Genomic DNA, 21421 nt, shown 5'->3' on the forward strand with positions numbered 1-21421 from the left:
GTTTTTCTGACGCTTGACGAAGGGCCTGACGTATTGCGGCGCGATAAGTTTCGCTTCATGGCCGAGCGATTCCATCTCCCGCGCCCAGTAACTGGCGCTACCGCAAGCCTCGAACACGACAATGCACGCGGGCTGCTCGAACATGAACCGCCGGAACTGCTCCCGCGTCAGCTTCTTCCGGAACTTCACCTGCCCCGTCATCGAAGCTCCGTGCACTTGGAAAACTCGCTTTGCCAAGTCCACCCCGATCATCGTATCCTTCATCTCGCCGTCCTCCTCGCTGCGTGGCGTTGAACACCACGACCATGGCACATTGCGATGCCGTCTGGGGAGGGCGGCAACCATCCCATCTCCAAAGATGTAGGCCCAGGCGTAGCGGCAGTCCTTCGGTGCCCGCGGGCGCGTCCCCTGTTGGCCAACGCGCGCCTCATCTTGGAACCAGACCTCCAGAGGCTTTTCCTTTGCCTCCTCAGGCAGGGCCGTGCGCACCAGTTCTGGAAAGTTTTTTATATAGCTCCTGGGCGTCTGGATCGCTCTGCGGATGACGCGGCCGCGCCGACAGCTTCACGAAGCCGAGCCGGCGGAGGATCGAGCTCATCGTCCGCTCCGCCACGCGAATGCCAAAGCGGCGCTCCACCACTGCGCACAGATCGACCCGCCGCCAGCGCACAACTCCGTCCATCTCCGGGTCCGGCCCCGCTTCGACGATCGCCGCCAGCTCGCTCATCTGCTCCGTGCTGAGCATGGGCGTCCGGCCCGGAAGAGGACGATCGATGAGACCCGACAGCCCCTCCGCATTATAGCGATGAACCCAGTCGCGCAGGGTCTGCCGATCCATCCCGCAACTCTCTGCCGCCTCCGTCCGTGTCCGCCCGTCGAGCACGAAGGCCAGCGCAAGCATCCGCCGCGACGCCCTTGCGTCCTTCGCCCGCGCCGCCTCGCGCCGTAGGTCCGCCGCCGACAGCTCCCTACGCGTGATCTCCACCCCCATGCTGATCCTCCCTCACATCCCAGAGAGAGTGAATCAGCAACTGACACACCTGGGAAGCCCTCACAGAGTCAAAGCCTCCGGCCGTTGGTATAAGTGCTCCGGACTGAACAGGTCACTCGGCAGCTAGCCTGGTGATAAGGACCGTCACTTCCGGCCGCTTGCCGACCTCATCCTGCGCGATCTTGCGGACGCCCTTGACGATCAGATCCTCGAGCGCCTCATCGTCGTCGGCGACCTTCCGGCTTATCCGGGCGAGGGCACCGGCAAGATGCTCTTCCATCATGTCGGACAGGGAGGCGGAGCCGCGCACCTCTTCGGGGATACCGCGGATATCGACCCAGGTATCCTCAAGCACGTCGCCATCGTCGTCCACCATCACGGCGACCACCACGAGACCGTTCAGCGCGATGCGCAGACGGTCGCGAATGACGCCGTCGAACTGTCCCACCAACGCGGAGCCGTCGAGATAAGTGCGGCCGGTTTCGACATGGCCCACCACTTCCGGCTTGTTGCCGGCCAGGTCCAGCATAGTGCCGTTTGGCGCGACGATCCCGGTCCGGCCGGTCGCTTCGGCCAGCTTGGCGTGCTCGCGCAGGTGCCGGTGTTCGCCATGCATCGGAATGACGACCTGCGGGTTGGTGATCTCGTGGATCCGCTCCAGGTCGGGGCGGTTGGCGTGGCCCGAGACGTGATACAGCCCGTCATCGTCGGTCACGACATCGACGCCCATCTCCGAGAAGTTGTTCATGATCCGGGCGACTTCCTTCTCGTTGCCCGGGATCGTCTTGGAGGAGAACAGGAACGTGTCGCCCTCGCGCATTTCCATGCCGAAATACTTGCCGCGCGAAAGCTGTGCGGAGGCGGCGCGCCGCTCCCCCTGGCTTCCGGTGACGATCAGCATCAGGTTCTCACGCGGGATATCGGCCGCTTCCTCGGGGCTCACGGTCGGCGGGAAGTCGGTCAGGAGCCCCTCCTCCGTCGCGGCCTCGGTCATGCGGCGCATGGCGCGGCCCATCAGGCAGACGGAGCGGCCTGCCGCCTCCCCCGCCTTCGCCAGCGATTGCAGCCGCGCGACGTTCGACGCGAAGGTCGTGGCGACGAAGAGCCCCTTGGACGCGGCCACCAGCGGCCGCAAGTTCGGCGCGACCTGCGCCTCCGACCGGCCGGGATGTCTCGAGAACACGTTGGTCGAATCGCAGATCAGCGCCCGCACGCCCGGCTTCGCCGCCTCGGCCCAGAGGTCGGGGTCGAATGCCTCGCCTACGATGGGCGACGGGTCGAGCTTGAAATCGCCGGAATGGATTACCCGGCCCGCGGGGCTGTCGATGACGAGCGCGGCGGATTCCGGGATGGAGTGGGAGATCGGCAGGAAGCTCACGGAGAACGGTCCCGCCGTCACCGTCTCGGGGAAGGCCGGCGCGGTCCGGACCATTTTCGGGTCCTGCCCCTTTTCGGAAAGCTTGCGGCGCGCGAGATTGGCGGTGAACTTGCGCGCGTGGATCGGCTTCTTCAGCTGCTGGAACAGGTGGCCGACGCCGCCGACGTGGTCCTCGTGGCCGTGGGTGATGAACACCGCCTCCAGCCGGTCGAGATTGTCCTTGAGCCACGAGATGTCGGGCAGGATGACATCCACCCCCGGCGTCGTGTCCATGTCCGGAAAGGCGATGCCCAGATCCACGAGGATCAGGCGCTCGCGCCCCTCCGCGCCATATCCGTAGACATAGGCGTTCATGCCGATTTCGCCCGCGCCCCCGAGGGGCAGATAGATCAGACGGTTGCGTCCGCTCATGTGAAGTCCTTGTTGAATTCGTGAATGACGGTCAGGCCATGCATCGTGAGGTCGTCTTCGAAGGCGTCGAAGAGGCTCTCGGCCTGTTGGAAAAGCGGGGCGAGCCCCCCGGTGGCGATTACTTTCATCGGCCGGTCGCGTTCCGCGCGGATCCGGGCCGAAAGTTCCTTGATGAGGCCGACATAGCCCCAGAATATTCCCGACTGCATGCAGGCGACGGTGTTGGTGCCGACTACGCGCTGCGGCTGGGTGATGTCCACATGCGGCAGCGCGGCCGCGGCCATGTGCAGCGCCTCGAGCGACAGGTTCACCCCGGGCGCGATGGCGCCCCCAACATACGCGCCGTCATGGTCCACGACATCGAATGTAGTGGCCGTGCCGAAATCTACAACGATCAGATCGCCGCCATGCCGATCGAAGGCGCCCGCCGTGTTCACCAGCCGATCGGGCCCGACGGTCGTGCCCGCATCGACACGTGGCGGAACGGGCAAGGCGCAGTCGGGCTTGCCCACGACAAGGGGACGGGTGTCGAAGTAGCGGTCGCACAGGACCCGCAGGTTGAAGACCACGCGCGGCACGGTCGAGGAAATCACGCATTCGCGGATCGTCACGTCGATATCGCGCAGGTTCATCGACGTGCGCAGCCAGGCGTAATATTCGTCGGCGGTGCAATGCGCATTGGTGGCACGGCGCCAGGACGCCACGAAGGTGGTGCCGTCCCAGACGGCGAAGACGGTGTTGGTATTGCCGCAATCGATCGTCAGGAGCATGTCGCCACCCCTTCAAAGAACACATCTCCCGCAGCGACGCGGCGTGGCCCCGCGGAGGTGCCGAGCATCAGGCAGCCATCAGCGTCGAGATCGTCGAACGTGCCCTGCATTGTCTCGGCCATCGTCCGCACCGTGACCGGCGCGTGCAGATTGGCGGCGCGCGCAAGCCAGTCGGCGCGAGTGCGGTCGAAGGGCTGCGCCTCGCGGGCGGCGAAGGCGGGAGCGAGCGCATCGAGCATGGCTTCGGGCGTGACTCGCAGGCCGGTCGCCTCCATCAGGGAGACGGGGCGGAGGGCGTCGGGCTCGACCGCTTCGGGTCGCGGAGCGGCAAGCAGATTGATGCCGACACCCAGGACGAGGACGCCCGGCTCGGGGCATTCGAGGAGGATGCCAGCAAGTTTGCCCCCCTCCAGCAGAACGTCATTGGGCCATTTCAGCGCAAGGCCCTGCACCCCTAGTGCTGTCAGCGTATCGTGAAGCGCCAGCGACGCGGTGAAGCTGCGCAGCGCCATCCGGGCGGGCCCGTCGCCCGGTCGCCAGATCAGCGAGGCGGCGAAATTGCCCGATGGCGTGGACCACGCCCGGCCACGGCGACCGCGCGCGGCACTCTGGCGATGCGCCAGGATCCAGGTCGGCTGCGTGGGGGTACGGCGCAGGGCCTCCGCCGAGGTGCTGTCCACCTCGTCCAGAACGACCCGCGCGATGCCGGCGGGCCAGTCTGTCACACCCCGACCAACGTGATTGCGGCCACGGCCGCCAGCCCCTCGATCCCGAACATGTTGATGACGCCCAGAACCATGATCAGCGCGGAGACGACCATGGCGAACCACTGCACCGGCGGCATGTCACGGTCGAGATGCGTCTCTGCCTCGCCGAAATACACAAGGTAGACGATGCGGAGATAGTAGAACGCCCCGATGACCGTCGCGATGACACCCGCGATGGCAAGCCAGGCGAGCCCCGCCTCGACAGCGGCCTGGAGCACGTAGAGCTTGGCAAAGAAGCCGACCATCGGCGGGATGCCGGCAAGCGAGAACATCAGAACAAGCAGGCAGAGCGCGGCGCCGGGACGGGCCTTCGAGAGTTGATTGAGCGAGGCGATGTCGGTCGTCTCCCTGCCCTCGCGGCGCATCGACAGGATGAAGGCGAAGGTGCCGATGTTCATCACCACGTAGATCGCCATGTACAGGAGCATCGCCTGCACCCCGCCGGCCGTCCCCGCGGCGAGGCCCATCAGCGCGTAGCCCATATGCGCAACTGACGAGTAGGCCATCAGCCGCTTGATGTCGGATTGTCCGATCGCGGCAATCGATCCCACGAACATTGAGGCTAGCGAGAGGAAGGCGACGATCTGCTGCCAGTCGCCGACGATACCGCCAAAGGCGTCGAACACGATTCGCGCGAACATCGCCATGGCCGCGACCTTGGGCGCTGTGGCGAGGAAGGCGGTGACCGGTGTGGGCGAGCCTTCATAGACGTCCGGCGTCCACATGTGGAACGGCGCGGCCGAGACCTTGAAGGCGAGCCCCGAGAGGATGAACACGAGACCGAAGAGCAGGCCGAGCGGCGTCTCGCCCGATGCGGCGAGAATGACACCGCGGAATTCCGTCGTCCCGGCAAAGCCGTAGGTCAGCGAGATGCCGTAGAGCAGCAGACCCGAGCTGAGCGCGCCCAGCACGAAGTATTTGAGCCCGGCCTCCGTCGAGCGGATGCTGTCGCGGCGCATGGAGGCGACGACGTAGAGCGACAGGGACTGAAGCTCCAGCCCCATATAGAGCGTCAGCAGGTTGCCGGAGGCCACCATCACCATCATGCCGATCACGGACAGCGTGATGAGGATCGGATATTCGAACTTCATCAGGCCGGCGCGACGCATGTAATCGTGACCCAGCAACAAGACCGCCGCAGCCGACAGAAGGATCGTCACCTGCGCGAAGCGGGAGAACCCGTCCTTGACGATCATGAACGAGAAGCCGGTGCCGACATCGGGGGAGACGCCGATCCAGAACGCGATGATCGTGAACAGGGCCGCGGTGGTCCACAAAAGCGGCTTCGCCAGCGCATCCTTGCCCGTGTAGACGGCCACGAGCAGGGCGCCCATGGCGTAGATCGCCAGGATGATCTCGGGCAGGATGATTGTCAGGTCGGCGCTCATGGGCACGTCTCTCTCAGTGGTCGGCGCCCGCAACGTCGTGCTGGAGCACGAAGTTCGCGGTGGCGACGTCGTAGGTCTCGGCGAGCAACGCGGTCGTCGGGCCGATGATATCGGTGACGAGGCTCGGATAGACGCCAAGAAGGATGGTGGCGATGACGAGCGGGGCGAAGATCGCCTTCTCCCGTCCATTCATGTCGGTGATGGAGCGCAGGGACTCCTTGATTAGATCGCCGAACACAACCCTGCGATAGAGCCACAGGGCGTAGCCGGCCGACAGGATCACCCCGGTACAGGCCACGAAGGCGACCCAGGTGTTGACCTGGAACACGCCGACGAGGGTCAGGAATTCTCCGACGAAGCCGGACGTGCCGGGCAGGCCGACATTGGCGAGGGTGAACAGCATGAAGACGGCGGCATAGGCGGGCATCCGGTTCACGAGCCCGCCATAGGCGTCGATGTCACGCGTATGCATCCGGTCGTAGATCACCCCCACGCACAGGAACAGCGCGCCGGAGATGAATCCGTGGGAAAGCATCTGGAAGATTGCGCCGTCGATACCCTGCCGGTTGGCGGCGAAGATCCCCATGGTGACGAAGCCCATATGCGCGACCGACGAATAGGCCACGAGCTTCTTCATGTCCTGCTGCATCATCGCCACGAGCGAGGCGTAGACGATGGCGATCGCCGACAGCCACAGGACCAGCGGGCCCATGACCTCGGACCCGATGGGGAACATCGGCAGCGAGAAGCGCAGGAAGCCGTAGCCCCCCATCTTGAGCAGGATCGCCGCCAGAACGACGGAGCCCGCCGTCGGCGCCTGGACGTGCGCATCGGGCAGCCAGGTGTGCACGGGCCACATCGGCATCTTGACGGCGAAGGACGCGAAGAAGGCCAGCCAGAGGACGGTCTGCAACCCGCCCACGATGTTGAGGCCGAGCACCCGCATCGGCACCGACGAGAATTCGTGCGCGAGCAGAGCCGGAATATCCGTCGTTCCCGCGTCGAGATACATCGCGATCATCGCGATCAGCATCAGGACGGAGCCCAGCAGCGTGTAGAGGAAGAACTTGAATGCTGCATAGATCCGGTTCGCCCCGCCCCAGATCCCGATGATCAGGAACATCGGGATCAGACCCGCTTCGAAGAACAGGTAGAACAGGATCAGGTCGAGCGCGCAGAACACGCCGATCATCAATCCCTCAAGCACGAGGAGCGCGATCATGTAATCCTTCACCCGCGTCGTCACCTCCCAGCAGGAGGCGATCACCAGGGGCATGAGGAAGGTCGTCAGCATCACGAACAGGACCGAGATGCCGTCAACGCCCATCTTGTATTGCAGGCCGAGAAGCCAGTCGCGCTCTTCGACGAACTGGAAGCCGGGATCAAGCGGCTCAAACCCGAAGAGCACGAAGAGCGACACGATGAAGGTGAACGTCGTGGCACCCAGAGCCAGCCATTTGGCATTCCGCCGGGCCGCCTCGTCGTCGCCGCGCAGGAAGAGCGCCAGGATCCCGGCCGCGATGAGCGGTGTGAACGTGATGATGGAGAGAAGGTTGGCCATTCTTTAGTTCCCGGCGGCGATCGTCGTCCAGGTGATGAGGATCACGATCCCGATGACCATCGCGAAGGCATAGGTGAAGATGTAGCCCGACTGCGCGCGGTTGAGCCATTTGGTGGCGAAGGGCACGAGCCCCATGGCGAGACCGTTGATCGATCCGTCGATCACCGTCCCGTCGCCGCGCTTCCACAGGAAGGTGCCGAGGCGCTTGGCGGGACGAACGAAGATGGTGTCGTAGATCTCGTCGAAGTACCACTTGTGCAGCAGGAACCGATGCAGCGGTCCCAACTGGCCGACCCACTGGCCCGGCAGAGCGGGCTGCCGGATATAGGCGAGCCAAGCGGCGGCGAAGCCGATGAGCATGGCCACGAAGGGCGAGACCTTGACCCAGACCGGCACGTGATGCGCATCGTCGATGATGTTGTTGTCGGGCCCCATGTAGATCGCGCCCGCGCCGGGCGGCGCGTAGGCCACGGGTTCCGACGTCTCGGCCTCGCCGAGTTCGGTGATGTCGCCTGATCCCTCGCCGTGGCCCGCCGCCTCGGCGACGGTCTCGGTTGCGGGGATGCCGAAGAATTCCTCGATTGCGTGGTCGTCGCCGAAATAGCTGTTGTACCAGACCATGCCCGCGAGGACGGAGCCGACCGCGAGGACGCCGAGCGGCACCGTCATGACGAGCGGGCTCTCATGCGCGTGATCGTGCGTGTGCCTGTCGCCGCGTGGCGTGCCGAAGAAGGTCAGGAACATCAGCCGCCAAGAGTAGAAACTCGTGAGCATGGCCGCGATGACCAGCAGCCAGAACGCCGCCGTGTTGCCCGCGAACGCCACCTCGATCACGGCATCCTTGGACAGGAAGCCCGCGAAGCCGATATGGGTCAACGGAATGCCGACGCCGGTGATGGCGAGCGTGCCGATCATCATCGCCCAGAAGGTCAGCGGGATTTTCTTCCGCAGACCGCCATAGTTCCGCATGTCCTGCTCGTGGTGCATCGCATGGATGACCGAGCCGGCCCCGAGAAACAGCATCGCCTTGAAAAACGCGTGCGTGAACAGGTGAAACATCGCGACCGAATAGGCGCCCAGACCCGCGGCCACGAACATGTAGCCAAGCTGTGAGCAGGTCGAATAGGCGATCACGCGCTTGATATCCGTCTGCACCACGCCGACGGTTGCCGCGAAAAACGCCGTGAGCGCCCCGAGCACGACCACGAAGGTCATCGTCGCATCGGCAAATTCCATGATCGGCGACATGCGGCAGACGAGGAACACGCCCGCCGTGACCATCGTCGCCGCGTGGATCAGGGCCGAAACCGGGGTCGGCCCCTCCATCGCGTCGGGAAGCCAGGTATGCAGGCCGAGTTGCGCCGATTTGCCCATGGCGCCGACGAACAGAAGGAAGGCGATCAGGTTGGCAGCGTTCCAGTCGGTCCACAGGAACCGGATTTGCGTCTCGGCTATGGCGGGAGCGGCGGCGAAAACCTCGTCGAAGCCGATCGAGTCGGTCAAATAGAACAGGCCGAAGATGCCGAGCAGGAAGCCGAAGTCGCCCACGCGATTGACGATGAACGCCTTCATTGCGGCCGCGCCGGCCGACGGCTTGCGCCAGTAGAAGCCGATCAGGAGATAGGAGGCGACACCAACCCCCTCCCATCCGAAGAAGAGCTGCAGCAGGTTGTCGGCCGTCACCAGCGCCAGCATCGCGAAGGTGAAGAAGGACAGGTACGCGAAGAAACGCGGCTTGAAGGTCTCTCCCTCGCGCCATTGCGGATCCTGATCCATGTAACCGAAGGAATAGAGGTGCACGAGCGCCGAGACGGTCGTGATCACCACCAGCATGATCGCCGTCAGCCGGTCCAGGCGGATCGACCAGTCGGTGGCGAGCGATCCGCTCTCGATCCAGGACATGAGGAAGATGCGCTGTGTCACGCCATCATGGGACAGGAAGACGATCCAGGACAGCAGTGCCACAAGAAACAAGATCGCAGTGGCCGTCACGATGGCGGCCTTCTCGCCGATCACGCGCCAGCCGAACCCGCAGATCAGCGCGCCGACGAGAGGGGCGAGGAGAATGATGGGTGTCATGGGTTCAGCCCTTCATCCTGTTGACGTCTTCGACGTCGATGGTGCCGCTGTTGCGGAAGAAGCATACGAGGATGGCCAGCCCGATCGCGGCCTCGGCGGCGGCGACCGTCAGGACGAACAATGTGAAGACCTGCCCCGTCAGATCGCCGAGAAATCCGGAGAAGGCGACGAAGTTGATGTTCACCGCCAGCAAAACAAGCTCGATCGACATCAGGATGATGATGATGTTCTTCCGGTTCAGGAAGATACCGAAGATGCCGATCACGAAGAGCGCGGCGGCCACGGTAAGGTAGTGTTCGAGTCCGATCATCGTCTTCCTTTCGGGGCTGCCACCCGCTTGCGTTCTCTTGCGGCCCGGACGCGGCTCCGCGCGATCCCGGTTAGAGCCCCTGCCCCGGCTTCACGTCGTGCATCTCCATCGCCTTCTCCGGATCGCGCCACATCTGGTGAAGCACGTTCTGCCGCTTGACGTCCTTGCGGTGGCGCAGGGTCAGGGCAATCGCGCCGATCATCGCGACGAGCAGGATCAGGCCGGCGAGCTGGAACATCAGGAAGTACTGGTCGTAAAGCACCAACCCGAGCGAGACGGTGTTGACCGTGGGCGGCACGGGCACGGTGGCGAGACCTTCTGCCATGAGAACGCCCTCGGCCGTTTCCCACACACCGTAGGCGATGGCGAGCTGCATCAGAAGGACGATCGCGATCAGACCGGCCAGCGGCACGTAGCGCGCCATCTCCGCCTTCAGCTCCGCGAAATCCACGTCGAGCATCATCACCACGAACAGGAACAAAACCGCGACCGCACCGACATAGACGATGACGAGCAGCATCGCCACGAACTCCGCCCCGAGCAGGACGAACAGGCCCGCCGTCGACAGGAATGTCAGGATAAGCCACAGCACGGAATGGACCGGATTGCGCGAGACCACGGTGAACAGGCCACCGGTCACGGTGACGATCGCGAAGAGATAGAATGCGAAGTCGAGCACGGTCATGCGTCGTCCCCCAGAGCATCGTCGGCGAGTTGCATCGCCTTGTTCATCGCCGGCAGGCCCGCGAACATTCCCATCAGCCCGATCGCCTCGGCGATCTCCTGGCGCGTCGCGCCCTGCGCGGCGGCCTGACGAACGGTCATGCGAATCTGCGCCTCGGCCTGCGCACCGAGCATGGTCAGCGCGGCCAGCGTCAACAACATCTTGGTCTTGGCGTCCAGCCCCTCGGGGCTGACCCCCTTGCCGGCGAACTGCTCCATCATGTCGGCGGGCATGGTCGGCCAGAGCTTTTCGAACCCCTGGGGCGTGAAGTTCTCCAGCGCCGGGTTCATCGTCTTGGCCATGTCCTGCATGTGGGTCATCCAGGCGGCGAAGGGATTGGCGGGATCGGTCATCTGTAGGGCGCGTCCAGTTCGATATTACGCGCCAGAACGGCCTCCCAGCGGTCGCCGTTATCGAGAAGCTTCTCCTTGTCGAAGAGCAACTCCTCGCGGGTTTCGGTGGCGAATTCGAAATTCGGGCCCTCGACGATGGCATCGACCGGGCAGGCCTCCTGACAGAAGCCGCAATAGATGCATTTCGTCATGTCGATGTCGTAGCGCGTCGTCCGGCGGGATCCGTCCTCGCGCGGTTCGGCATCGATGGTGATGGCCTGAGCCGGGCAGATCGCCTCGCACAGTTTGCAGGCGATGCACCGCTCCTCGCCGTTGGGGTAGCGGCGCAGGGCATGTTCCCCGCGGAAACGGGGCGATTGCGGCCCCTTTTCGTGCGGATAGTTCAGCGTCGCCTTGGGCGCGAAGAAGTATTTCAGGCCCAGTTTCAGCCCTGCGAACATATCCGTCAGCAGGAAATACTTGACCGAGCGGGTCCAGTCGATCTGCGTCATATCAAATCCCCAGCATCGTCCAGCGGGCCCAGAACCCGCCGAGAACCTCAAAGCGCGCGAGGAAGGCCACGATCACCACCCAGCCGAGCGAAAGCGGCAGGAAGACCTTCCAGCCGATCCGCATGAGCTGATCGTAGCGGAAGCGCGGGACCACGGCCTTCACCAGCGCGAAGAGGAAGAAGAAAAAGGCCATCTTCGCCACCATCCACAGCGGCGAATCCGGAATGAACGGGATCGGCGACAGCCAGCCCCCGAAGAACAGCAGACTCGTCACCGCGCAAAGAAGGAAGATCGCGATGTATTCGCCGGCCATGAACAGCAGGAACGGCGTCGAGGAATATTCCACCTGATATCCGGCGACGAGCTCCGATTCGGCCTCGGGCAGGTCGAAGGGCGCGCGATTCGTCTCGGCCAGACAAGAGATGAAGAACAGGAACACCATCGGGAAGTGCGGCAGCCAATACCAGCCGAAGAAGCCCCATCCAGTATCCTGCGCGCGCACGATGTCACCGAAGTTGAGCGATCCCGTCGACAGGATCACGCCGATGATGACGAGGCCGATCGAGACCTCGTAGGAAATCATCTGCGCCGCCGAGCGGAGCGACCCGAGGAAGGGATATTTCGAGTTCGACGCCCAGCCGCCCATGATCACGCCGTAGACCTCGAGCGAAGAGACGGCGAAGACATAGAGGATGGCCACGTTGATATCGGCCAGAACCCAGGTGTCGCCGAACGGGATCACCGCCCAGGCCACCATCGCCAGAACGAAGGAGACGAGCGGCGCCAGCAGGAACACAAACCGGTCCGCACCCGCCGGGATCACGATTTCCTTGACGACGTATTTCAGCGCGTCGGCCACCGATTGCAGCAGGCCGAAGGGCCCGACGACGTTCGGACCCCGCCGCATCTGCACGGCTGCCCAGACTTTCCGGTCGCCATAGACCAGAAAAAGCAGCGAGATCATCACGAACGCCACGACCGCAAGGCATTGCGCCAGGATCAGCAGGGTGATGCCCAAAGGGGATGCCAGAAATTCCGCCATGTCGCGTCCTGTTCACGTCCTCATACGGTCGGGATGCCCCGCGCGCGACAGTCCTCGACCGCCACATCGGCATCGATCGTCCTCAGGCCACGGGGGGTCGAGGACGAGACGGTGTAAACCGCATCCGCGCTCCAAACGCCACCCCGTTCCTCGACCTGCGTGCGTACTTGTCGCGCAAAAGCAAATCCGCGGTCATGCGCGTAGCCCGATACGGCGCATTCCGCATATTCCAGAACGTCCCGGCGGTCGCGCGCACCCTTCATCTCGACGACGACTCGGATCAGGTCCTCCGCCAGAAACCGCGCCTCGACGACTCCGCCGTAGTACGGGTCGGGCGCAACGCGTCCCGGCCGCTCCTCGCCGATGCAGGCCCCGAGGAGCAAAAGCACCACCAGCGGCGCGCAGCGGCGCATCCGGTCACTCCGCCGCGATCGGCTGCTCCGCACGGACCTTCGCGAGTTGTGACAGCTCCGCCATGAGTTGCGAGGCGCGGGCGATCGGGTTGCTCAGGTAGAAATCGCGCACCGCCAGCCCGAAATCGCCCGACTCGAGTCGCGGCAATTCGCCCGCCGGCGCGAAGTCGTTGACCGGCAGCGCATCGAGTTCGGCCAGATGCGGCGCCGCCTCGACCAATGCGCGACGCAGTTGCGGCAGACTGTCATAGGGAAGCTGATATCCCGCCTCGGCCGACAAAGCGCGCAGGATGGCCCAGTTCTCCTTGGCCTCGCCGGGCGCGAAGGATGCGCGCAGGGCGAGCTGCGGACGGCCTTCGGTGTTGACGAACAGGCCCTGCTCCTCGGTCCAGGCCGCGCCGGGCAGGATGACGTCGGCGCGATGCGCCCCGCGGTCGCCGTGGCTGCCCTGGTAGATGACGAAGGGCCCATCGGGAATGTCGATCTCGTCGGCCCCGAGGTTGTAGATCACGTCCGCCGAGAGCGCGGCATCGATCCCGCCCTCGTTATACGCCCCCGCATCCATCGCGCCGACACGTCCGGCCGCGTTGTGCAGAATCAGCAGCCCTGCATTCGTTCGCTCCGCCAAGGTGCGGGCATGGGCCAGAACCGCGGCACCGTCCTCGCCGACTAGCGCGCCGACGCCCAGGATCACCAGCGACGGAACCTCGACGTCGTCCGACGACACTCCCTTGCCCATGAGATCGGTCAGCGCGTCACGCCCGGTGCCCACATGCGTGTGATCGTAGGTCAGATCGACCTCTTTCCCGATCAGCGACACATCCGCACCGCGCAGCCACGCCTTGCGGATGCGCGCGTTCAGGACGGGCATCTCGACCGCCGGATTCGTTCCGATCAGAATGATGCGCTTCGCCGTGTCGATATCCTCGATCGCTGCGGTTCCGGCATAACCTGCGCGCTCCGTCGGCAGCTTGGCACCGTCGGTCCGGCATTCGGTCACGCCGCCCATCGCATCCATCAGGTTGCGCAGGGCGAATGCCGCCTCGGTCGGGGCGAGATCCCCGACGAGGCCCGCGACCTTGCGATCCCGCATTGCACCGGCGGCGGCATCGAGCGCCTCGGGCCAACTCGCCGGGCGCAGCTTGCCGTTCTCGCGGATATACGGCCGGTCCAGCCGCTGGCGCCGCAGACCGTCCCAGACAAAGCGGGTCTTGTCGCTGATCCACTCCTCGTTGGTGCCGTCGTGGTTGCGCGGAAGGATGCGCATGACCTCGCGTCCCTTCGTATCCACCCGGATGCTGGAGCCGAGGGCGTCCATCACGTCGACCGTCTCGGTCTTGGTCAATTCCCAGGGCCGGGCGGTGAAGGCATAGGGCTTGGAGACCAGCGCGCCCACGGGGCACAGGTCGATGATGTTGCCCTGCAGGTTCGATTTCAGCGTCTCGCCCAGATAGGACGTGATCTCGCTGTCCTCCCCGCGCCCGGTCTGGCCCATCTGGGACACGCCCGCCACCTCGGTGGTGAAGCGCACGCAACGGGTGCACGAGATGCAGCGGGTCATGTGCGTCTCGATCAGCGGCCCGAGATGGAGGTCGACCGCGGCGCGCTTGGGTTCGCGGTAGCGCGAGAAATCCACGCCATAGGCCATGGCCTGATCCTGCAGGTCGCATTCCCCGCCCTGATCGCAGATCGGACAGTCAAGCGGATGGTTGATGAGCAGAAACTCCATCACCCCCTCGCGGGCCTTCTTGACCATGGGAGAGTTCGTCTTGACCTGCGGCGGCTCGCCATCCTTGCCGGGGCGCAGATCGCGGACCTGCATTGCGCAGGATGCGGCGGGCTTGGGCGGGCCGCCCACGACCTCCACGAGGCACATGCGGCAATTGCCGGCGATCGACAGGCGCTCGTGGTAGCAGAAACGAGGGATCTCGATCCCCGCCTGCTCACAAGCCTGGATCAGCGTCATCTCGGCGGGCACCTCGATTTCGGTGCCGTCGATTACGATTGTCTTGAGGTCGGCCATGGGGCTCGCTCCGGTCGTCTGTCAGCGCGTTCGGATCTCATCTAGCCCGTGCGCGTGCCGGAAGCCAGCACCCCGGGCATTGATCGGGGCGACGGATCAGCGCGGCGCGAGAAGGCGACCGACCTGCGTGTCGCCCGCGACCTCGCGGCGGCCGACCGCGCAATGCGCCGCCACGTCCCCGCGCGGCGCCCCCATCCGCGCCAGCCGGTCACGGGCGATGGCCTCCAGCCGGTCCTTTTCGGCGTCGTCGTCGATAAAAGCGTCGATCTCGGCGGCACTGTAACCCATCTCCGCCGCAGCCCCCCGAAGCGCCAGCAGGTAGCGCAGGCCGCGGATCCGGCGCGGCCCGATATCGGGACAGACTTCGGATATCTCGTAGGCGATGCCGACGTTGATCAGCCCCTCGGTGATCCCCCGCTCCTGCGCCAGATCGGCAGCGGCGGGCAAAGCCAGAGCGGAGAGGAGAGCGGCAAGGCGAATGGAAGACATCTGACATTCCCGTCATAGGTGCGTGCCGACACAGGTCGGCCCCCAAGACGCGACATTCAATATCGCCCACGCACCTGACGGCTGGTCACCCGATATCAGCGCGTCACGCACTGTCCCGAAAGGACGATCGCACCACGCTGATCGACGGCGATCTGTCCAAGCGGCCGGTCGGGCCCCACGAACCACGCGATGTCCGAACCGCCGAACCGCTCGAGGCAGAAGGCAATCGCCTGTGTGCGACCGGCTTCGACGGCCAAACCGAAGTTCTGCCCGACGGGTGTCACCGCGGTAAAAGCGCGCGGATCGTCGTCATCCGCGCGAATCCGCGTGCGAAACTGCATCCCGTCGATCGTGGTCGGCGTTCCCCGCAGGCCCCCGCCCCCGCGAAACGGAGAGGTCACGGCCGAAGACAGGCTGGCCAGCCGGTCGCAACCAGCCAGCGCCACAATCAGGCCGAGAGCCATCGGCAGGGCGATCTTCATGCGTGTGCCTCCTCAAGGCCGGACGGATGCGGCCGCAATGTCGCGCGCGCGGCGCCGGCAGACAAGAGGCGGACCCGGATGACGTCGATCACCGCGTTCTGGTCATTCCGCCGCGACCGGCACCACCTTCGGGCGCTTGTGCTTGATGCGGTCCTCAATCTCGTCGCGGAAATGGCGGATCAGGCCCTGGATCGGCCATGCCGCGGCGTCACCCAAGGCGCAGATCGTGTGCCCCTCGACCTGCTTCGTCACGTCGAGAAGCATGTCGATCTCCTCGACCTCCGCCTCGCCGCGCACAAGCCGGTCCATCACCCGCATCATCCAGCCGGTCCCCTCGCGACAGGGTGTACACTGCCCGCAGCTTTCGTGCTTGTAGAAGGCCGCAAGCCGCCAGACCGCCTTGATGACATCGGTGGAGTTATCCATCACGATCACGGCGGCGGTGCCGAGGCCGGATTTCTGCTCCCGCAGATAGTCGAAATCCATGATCGCCTGCCGCATCTCGCTGCCGGGAATCATCGGCACGGACGATCCGCCGGGAATCACCGCCTTGAGATTGTCCCAGCCGCCGCGGATGCCGCCGCAATGCTTCTCGATCAACTCCTCGAAGGTGATCGACATCGCCTCTTCGACCACACAGGGCCGGTTCACGTGACCGGAAATCGCGAAGAGCTTGGTGCCGGCATTGTTCGGGCGCCCGAAGCCCGCGAACCACTCGGCCCCACGGCGCAGGATGGTCGGCACGACCGCGATGCTCTCGACGTTGTTGACCGTGGTGGGGCAGCCATAGAGCCCCGCGCCCGCCGGGAATGGCGGCTTCATGCGGGGCATGCCCTTCTTGCCCTCGAGGCTCTCGATCAGGGCGGTTTCCTCGCCGCAGATATACGCGCCGGCGCCATGCGTCAGATAGAGATCGAAATCCCAGCCCGACTTCGCGGCGTTTTTTCCCAGAAGCCCCGCGTCGTAGGCCTCGTCGATGGCGTTCTGCAGCGCTTCCTTCTCGCGGATGTATTCGCCGCGGATGTAGATGTAGCAGGCATGCGCCCCCATCGCAAAGGAGGCGATCAGGCACCCCTCGATCAGCGTGTGCGGATCGTGGCGCATGATCTCCCGGTCCTTGCAGGTGCCGGGCTCGGATTCGTCGGCATTGACCACCAGATAGGCAGGACGGCCATCGCTTTCCTTGGGCATGAAGGACCATTTGAGCCCGGTCGGGAATCCCGCGCCGCCGCGCCCGCGCAGACCGGAATCCTTCATGATCTGCACGATCTTGTCGCGGCCCAGCCCGATCAGATCCTTGGTGCCGTCCCATTGGCCGCGCGCCTGCGCACCCTTCAGCGAGCGGTCCTTCATCCCGTAGATGTTGGTGAAGATCCGGTCCTTGTCCTGCAGCATGTTCGTCACTCCTTGTCGCGGCGCAGCCGCCAGATCGTCACCGTCTCCCAGATCGCCCAGCCCATCACGGCCAGCATGGCAATCTCGAACAGGCCCATCCATCGTCCCGGCACCGCATAATACGCACCGATCGCCTCGCCGAGCACGAAGATCAACGCCCCCGCGATGAGGACGATGGCCACCCGGCGGGACCGGAGAGCAAGGGCGATATCTTGGTCGGAGGGCACCTTCATTCCGGTGCCCTTCAACAGAGAGGAGGCCGGGCCGTCAAGCGGCCCCACCGTCGCAGGGGGTCAATGCAGGTTCCTGTCATCGCCCTGCCCGGCCGCGTTCGTATCGTCGCCCGAGGCCAGCGCGCGCGCCTGCGCGACCCAATCGTCGCGGCTGACACGGCCCTTGAAGCCTTCGAGATGCCGGTCCACCCAAGCGACTTCATCCTCGCTCCAGTTGGCGATCTGATCGAAATGCCAGATCCCCAACTCGTTGCATTCCGTCTCCAGCTTCGGTCCGATCCCCTTGATGCGCTTGAGATCGTCGGCCTGTCCGTTGCGGGGGGCGTCGAGCGTGACGGGTTTCTGCCCGGGCCCGTCGGTCACGGTTTCGGCAGCGGGCGCAACGGGATCACCGGCCGGGGTGGCGCGGTCGCCGGCGGCGGTGCGCGTCGCAGGCTCCGACAATTCGCTGTCGGAGGCGCGCTTTTCCCCCTCACCCGACTCGGCGGCCCGGATCATCTCCGCATCGGATGCGGGCAACCCCGTATCGTCGTTCCCGCCATAGGGCGTGTGGGTTGCGTCCGTGGCGCTCGCGTCTCGCGCGGCATCGGCGGCGCGAATGGAGGTGGGCGAAGTCGGCGTCACAGGCGCACCCGTTCCGCGCAGCGCGTCGTCAGGCGCCACCGCACGCGTCTCGGGCGCGACCGGATCGTCCGGCCCCCGCGTCGCGTCGGGTATGTCGTCGGCCAGCGCGGCGGGCGGCGCCTTGTCGGAGGCGGGCCCCTCGCCGACCGGCGTGCCGGTCATTGCCTGCGAGGTCGCGCCGGTGGCCCCGCCACCGGCGGCTGCGCCCCCTCCGGCAACAGTCGGCGGAACCGTGCTGCCGGATGTACGCGCGCCGTCCGTGGCCGACGCGGGCCGCTCCACGGGCTTGGAGCGGTCACTGTCCTGCCCGTCCGACCCGATCATGCCGATCAGCAGCAGAAGCAGGGCAAAGATCACGATCCCGCCCAGCAGAGACCAGAAGAAGCCCCAGCCGATCAGCAGGAACAGAATGAAAGCGACCGCACCTCCGCCGCCGGCATAGGCCCAGCGGTTGCGATGCGCGGTCTCGGCAAAGTCGGCCATGACGTATCTCCCCATATCGTCCGGGGTGAACCGTCCGTGGCCTCCCCTTGATCCTTACCGGGAAGACTAGCTCTCTTCCCCTTCGAAAAGCACCTTAGCTTGTTTGACCCATTCGTCACGCGTCACGCGACCCTTGACGCCTTCGAGTTGCGCATCCACCCACGCCGCTTCGCGGTCCGACCACGAGGCAATCTGGTCGAAATGCCAGAACCCCAAGTCGTTCAACGTATTTGCCAGCTTCGGGCCGATACCGTTGATGCGCGTCAGATCGTCCGCCACCCCGCCATGCGGCGCATTAAGCGCCGCGGGCTTGATCGCATCAGCCGGGACGGCCAGCGATTCGGGCGCGGTCTCGGTTCCTTCGGGCTCGCCATCCGAGTCGGTGGTGCCGGTCACGACAGGGTCCCGCGATCCGGCGTGGAAGTCGCCTTCGCCCTTCTTCTCGGGCGCAACCTCGCCTTCGTCCGGCCGGCCCTTCGCGTCGCCCTCCGATCCGCGCACATTGGCATAACCGTCCGACGAATCGCCCCGCTCGCGTGGGGCCGGCTCGTCGTCGAGTGTGCGCCCGCCGGGCCGCCCATCGGGGCCGTCGGGCTGTCGTCCTGCCTCGCGGGCTGCCGTCTCCGGATGCGGATCGGCCTGTTCGGCGCCCCGCCACGGGGTGCGAAGCGGAACCTCGGTGCCATCGATCCGCTTCAGCGTGTCGCCGATCTCGGTGGCGAGCGAAACGGAGGCATTGGATTCGTGGTCGCGGTCCGTCGCCTGATCGGTCAGCGCGGTCAGGCCGCCTTCCGGCTCCGAGGCCCAGCGGTCGTTCTGCGGGCCGGGCGTGGGCACCTCGCCCGCGCGCATCCGCTCCAGCAGGTCGCCCAAGCCCTCTGCGGTCAGGTCCTCGTAGTAATCCTTGCCGATCTGCGCCATCGGCGCGTTCGAGCAGGCCCCAAGACATTCCACCTCTTCCCAAGAGAGCATGCCGTCCCCGGATATCTCATGCGGACGCGCCGCGATCTTCTCCTTGCACACCGCCACCAGATCCTCGGAGCCGCGCAGCATGCAGGGTGTCGTCCCGCAAATCTGGATATGCGCGGCCCGCCCCACGGGCTGAAGCTGGAACATGAAGTAGAACGTCGCGACCTCGAGCGCGCGGATATAGGCGAGGCCCAGCATTTCCGCGATATGCTCGATCGCCGGACGCGTGAGCCAGCCCTCCTGCTCCTGCGCGCGCCACAAAAGCGCGATGATCGCCGAGGCCTGCCGCCCCTCGGGATATTTCGTCATCTGCGCCTCGGCCCAGGCCTGATTGGCGGGGCTGAAGGCGAAGGTTTCGGGCTGATCTCGGTGGAGGCGGCGAAGCATCGGACGAATCTCGTTATATCTGGCTGAAAAGGGGGCGGCGCCTGATCGGCAGGCTCTCGAAACATGACCGTACCACGGGCGGTTCGGCACGCGCGCTCAATGCGGCATCCGAACCGGGCAAGTCGCTACCTCCGAACGGGATGACGATCGTCATGTCCCGCGCGGTGGCCGGCATGAAAGCGGGCCACGCAGCGGCCCGCCCGCAAGGAGCATCCGGCATCACCGGTCAATCTCTCCGAACACCACGTCGAGCGTTCCGATGATCGCGGCGACGTCGGCCAACTGGTGGCCCTTGGACACATGATCCATCGCCTGAAGATGCCTGTAGCCCGGTGCGCTGATCTTGGCGCGGTACGGTTTGTTCGAGCCGTCGGAGACCAGATAGATGCCGAACTCGCCCTTGGGATTTTCGGTCGCGGCATAGACCTCGCCCGCCGGAACGTGGAACCCTTCAGTATAGAGCTTGAAGTGATGGATCAGCGCCTCCATCGACGTTTTCATGTCGCTCCGCGAGGGCGGCGTGACCTTGCCGCGCGCCAGAATGTCCCCCTGCCCCGCCGGCTCGCGCAGCTTGGCCACGGCCTGCCGCATGATCGACACCGACTGGCGCATCTCCTCCATCCGCACGAGATAGCGGTCGTAGCAGTCGCCGTTCCGGCCCGTGGGAATCTGGAACTCGAACTCGTTGTAGAGCTCATAGGGCTGCGCCCGGCGCAGATCGTAGGCCAAGCCCGAGCCGCGCGCCATGACGCCGGTGAAGGCCCAATCCATCACCTCCTGCTCCGAGACGATGCCGATATCGACGTTGCGCTGCTTGAAGATACGGTTCTCGGTCAGCAGTTCGTCGATGTCGTCGAGGACCGACGGCACGTGGTCGCACCAAGCCTCGATCTCGTCGAGAAGACCCGCCGGCAGGTCCTGATGAACACCGCCGGGGCGGAAGTAGGCCATGTGCATGCGCCCGCCCGAGGCCGCCTCGCAAAAGACCATCAGCTTCTCACGCTCCTCGAAGCCCCAGAGCGGCGGCGTCAGCGCGCCCACATCCATCGCCTGCGTCGTGACGTTGAGCATGTGCGACAGGATCCGCCCGATCTCGCAAAACAGGATGCGGATCAGCGAGGCCCGGCGCGGCACTTCGACCCCGGCCAGCCGCTCGATCGCGAGGCACCACGTATGCTCCTGGTTCATCGGCGCGGTGTAATCGAGCCGGTCCATGTAGGGCAGGTTCTGCAGGTAGGTGCGGCTCTCCATCAGCTTCTCGGTCCCGCGATGCAGCAGGCCGATATGCGGATCGCACCGCTCCACGATCTCGCCGTCAAGCTCCAGCACCAGACGCAGCACGCCATGCGCCGCCGGGTGCTGGGGGCCGAAGTTGATGTTGAAGTTGCGGATTTTCTGCTCGCCGGTTCGGGCGTCTTCATATCCGCGCGGGTTCAGATCGCCGTCCATCATGTCGTGCTCCGCGTTTTCGGTTCACTGAATGCGAGGATCCAGATCAGGATGAGCGCCCCGAGCGGAATGATCGCCACGAGAGAGATCCAGGAGGAATAGCCGAACTTCGGCAAGAGCTTCCAGAACGGAACGACCACAAGCGCCAGCATCACGATCAGGAACAGCAGGCCGGGCACACCCATCATGCCCACATTGTCCGTCATCAT

The 21421-nt window shown here is 65.1% G+C and carries 21 protein-coding genes and 2 pseudogenes; all 23 read right to left on the reverse strand.

The features are described from left to right. A pseudogene (locus JSE7799_RS04675) lies at nucleotides 1–264 on the reverse strand (IS110 family RNA-guided transposase); the annotation flags it as partial. A gap of 87 nt (nucleotides 265–351) precedes the next feature. After that, nucleotides 352–991, reverse strand: a pseudogene (locus tag JSE7799_RS04680) (IS630 family transposase); the annotation flags it as partial. A gap of 112 nt (nucleotides 992–1103) precedes the next feature. Continuing rightward, complete coding sequence (locus tag JSE7799_RS04685; protein ID WP_055662577.1) at nucleotides 1104–2780, reverse strand: ribonuclease J; 1677 nt, start codon at nucleotides 2778–2780, stop codon at nucleotides 1104–1106. Continuing rightward, on the reverse strand, nucleotides 2777–3550 hold the full coding sequence (locus JSE7799_RS04690; RefSeq protein WP_055662578.1) for a type III pantothenate kinase: 774 nt from the start codon (nucleotides 3548–3550) through the stop codon (nucleotides 2777–2779). The genes JSE7799_RS04685 and JSE7799_RS04690 overlap by 4 nt, the downstream gene beginning before the upstream one ends. After that, on the reverse strand, nucleotides 3541–4275 hold the full coding sequence (locus tag JSE7799_RS04695) for a biotin--[acetyl-CoA-carboxylase] ligase (RefSeq protein WP_055662579.1): 735 nt from the start codon (nucleotides 4273–4275) through the stop codon (nucleotides 3541–3543). Before JSE7799_RS04695 ends, JSE7799_RS04690 begins: the two co-directional genes overlap by 10 nt. Further along, entirely contained in the window at nucleotides 4272–5705 is a 1434-nt protein-coding gene (gene nuoN, locus JSE7799_RS04700) for an NADH-quinone oxidoreductase subunit NuoN (RefSeq protein WP_055662580.1), read from the reverse strand. The genes JSE7799_RS04695 and nuoN overlap by 4 nt, the downstream gene beginning before the upstream one ends. 13 nt (nucleotides 5706–5718) lie before the next feature. Further along, entirely contained in the window at nucleotides 5719–7266 is a 1548-nt protein-coding gene (locus JSE7799_RS04705) for an NADH-quinone oxidoreductase subunit M (RefSeq protein WP_055662581.1), read from the reverse strand. A 3-nt stretch (nucleotides 7267–7269) separates the two neighbouring features. Further along, complete coding sequence (gene nuoL, locus JSE7799_RS04710) at nucleotides 7270–9345, reverse strand: NADH-quinone oxidoreductase subunit L (RefSeq protein WP_055662582.1); 2076 nt, start codon at nucleotides 9343–9345, stop codon at nucleotides 7270–7272. Nucleotides 9346–9349: 4 nt separating this feature from the next. Next, nucleotides 9350–9655: an NADH-quinone oxidoreductase subunit NuoK gene (gene nuoK / locus JSE7799_RS04715; RefSeq protein ID WP_055662583.1), complete on the reverse strand. Its 306-nt coding sequence runs from the start codon at nucleotides 9653–9655 to the stop codon at nucleotides 9350–9352. 70 nt (nucleotides 9656–9725) lie between these two features. Beyond that, nucleotides 9726–10340: an NADH-quinone oxidoreductase subunit J gene (locus JSE7799_RS04720; protein WP_055662584.1), complete on the reverse strand. Its 615-nt coding sequence runs from the start codon at nucleotides 10338–10340 to the stop codon at nucleotides 9726–9728. Beyond that, nucleotides 10337–10732, reverse strand: a complete 396-nt coding sequence (locus JSE7799_RS04725) for a carboxymuconolactone decarboxylase family protein (protein ID WP_055662585.1) — start codon at nucleotides 10730–10732, stop codon at nucleotides 10337–10339. The genes JSE7799_RS04720 and JSE7799_RS04725 overlap by 4 nt, the downstream gene beginning before the upstream one ends. Then, complete coding sequence (gene nuoI, locus JSE7799_RS04730; protein WP_055662586.1) at nucleotides 10729–11223, reverse strand: NADH-quinone oxidoreductase subunit NuoI; 495 nt, start codon at nucleotides 11221–11223, stop codon at nucleotides 10729–10731. The genes JSE7799_RS04725 and nuoI overlap by 4 nt, the downstream gene beginning before the upstream one ends. Nucleotide 11224: 1 nt before the next feature. Then, a complete protein-coding gene (gene nuoH, locus JSE7799_RS04735) occupies nucleotides 11225–12265 on the reverse strand; it encodes an NADH-quinone oxidoreductase subunit NuoH (RefSeq protein WP_055662587.1) in 1041 nt (346 codons plus the stop codon). A gap of 20 nt (nucleotides 12266–12285) precedes the next feature. Then, complete coding sequence (locus JSE7799_RS04740) at nucleotides 12286–12678, reverse strand: YNQ4 family lipoprotein (RefSeq protein ID WP_055662588.1); 393 nt, start codon at nucleotides 12676–12678, stop codon at nucleotides 12286–12288. Nucleotides 12679–12682: 4 nt separating this feature from the next. Beyond that, the gene (nuoG, locus tag JSE7799_RS04745; RefSeq protein ID WP_055662589.1) at nucleotides 12683–14701 is read right to left on the reverse strand and encodes an NADH-quinone oxidoreductase subunit NuoG; all 2019 of its coding nucleotides are present in this window, start codon (nucleotides 14699–14701) and stop codon (nucleotides 12683–12685) included. 96 nt (nucleotides 14702–14797) lie between these two features. Next, nucleotides 14798–15190: a DUF5333 domain-containing protein gene (locus JSE7799_RS04750; RefSeq protein WP_055662590.1), complete on the reverse strand. Its 393-nt coding sequence runs from the start codon at nucleotides 15188–15190 to the stop codon at nucleotides 14798–14800. 95 nt (nucleotides 15191–15285) lie between these two features. Further along, complete coding sequence (locus JSE7799_RS04755; RefSeq protein WP_055662591.1) at nucleotides 15286–15672, reverse strand: hypothetical protein; 387 nt, start codon at nucleotides 15670–15672, stop codon at nucleotides 15286–15288. Between the two features lie 102 nt (nucleotides 15673–15774). After that, nucleotides 15775–17067, reverse strand: coding sequence for an NADH-quinone oxidoreductase subunit NuoF (gene nuoF, locus JSE7799_RS04760; protein ID WP_055662592.1), 1293 nt, complete (start codon nucleotides 17065–17067; stop codon nucleotides 15775–15777). A 5-nt stretch (nucleotides 17068–17072) separates the two neighbouring features. Further along, entirely contained in the window at nucleotides 17073–17300 is a 228-nt protein-coding gene (locus tag JSE7799_RS04765) for a DUF5337 family protein (protein ID WP_144431560.1), read from the reverse strand. A 60-nt stretch (nucleotides 17301–17360) separates the two neighbouring features. Beyond that, the gene (locus JSE7799_RS04770) at nucleotides 17361–18407 is read right to left on the reverse strand and encodes a helix-hairpin-helix domain-containing protein (RefSeq protein WP_055662594.1); all 1047 of its coding nucleotides are present in this window, start codon (nucleotides 18405–18407) and stop codon (nucleotides 17361–17363) included. A 66-nt stretch (nucleotides 18408–18473) separates the two neighbouring features. Next, nucleotides 18474–19763, reverse strand: coding sequence for an NADH-quinone oxidoreductase subunit E (locus tag JSE7799_RS04775; protein WP_055662595.1), 1290 nt, complete (start codon nucleotides 19761–19763; stop codon nucleotides 18474–18476). Between the two features lie 219 nt (nucleotides 19764–19982). Further along, a complete protein-coding gene (locus JSE7799_RS04780; RefSeq protein ID WP_055662596.1) occupies nucleotides 19983–21215 on the reverse strand; it encodes an NADH-quinone oxidoreductase subunit D in 1233 nt (410 codons plus the stop codon). Beyond that, a complete protein-coding gene (locus JSE7799_RS04785; protein ID WP_245624802.1) occupies nucleotides 21212–21421 on the reverse strand; it encodes a hypothetical protein in 210 nt (69 codons plus the stop codon). The genes JSE7799_RS04780 and JSE7799_RS04785 overlap by 4 nt, the downstream gene beginning before the upstream one ends.

The organism is Jannaschia seosinensis, assembly GCF_001408515.1.
GTDB classification, from domain to species: domain Bacteria; phylum Pseudomonadota; class Alphaproteobacteria; order Rhodobacterales; family Rhodobacteraceae; genus Jannaschia; species Jannaschia seosinensis.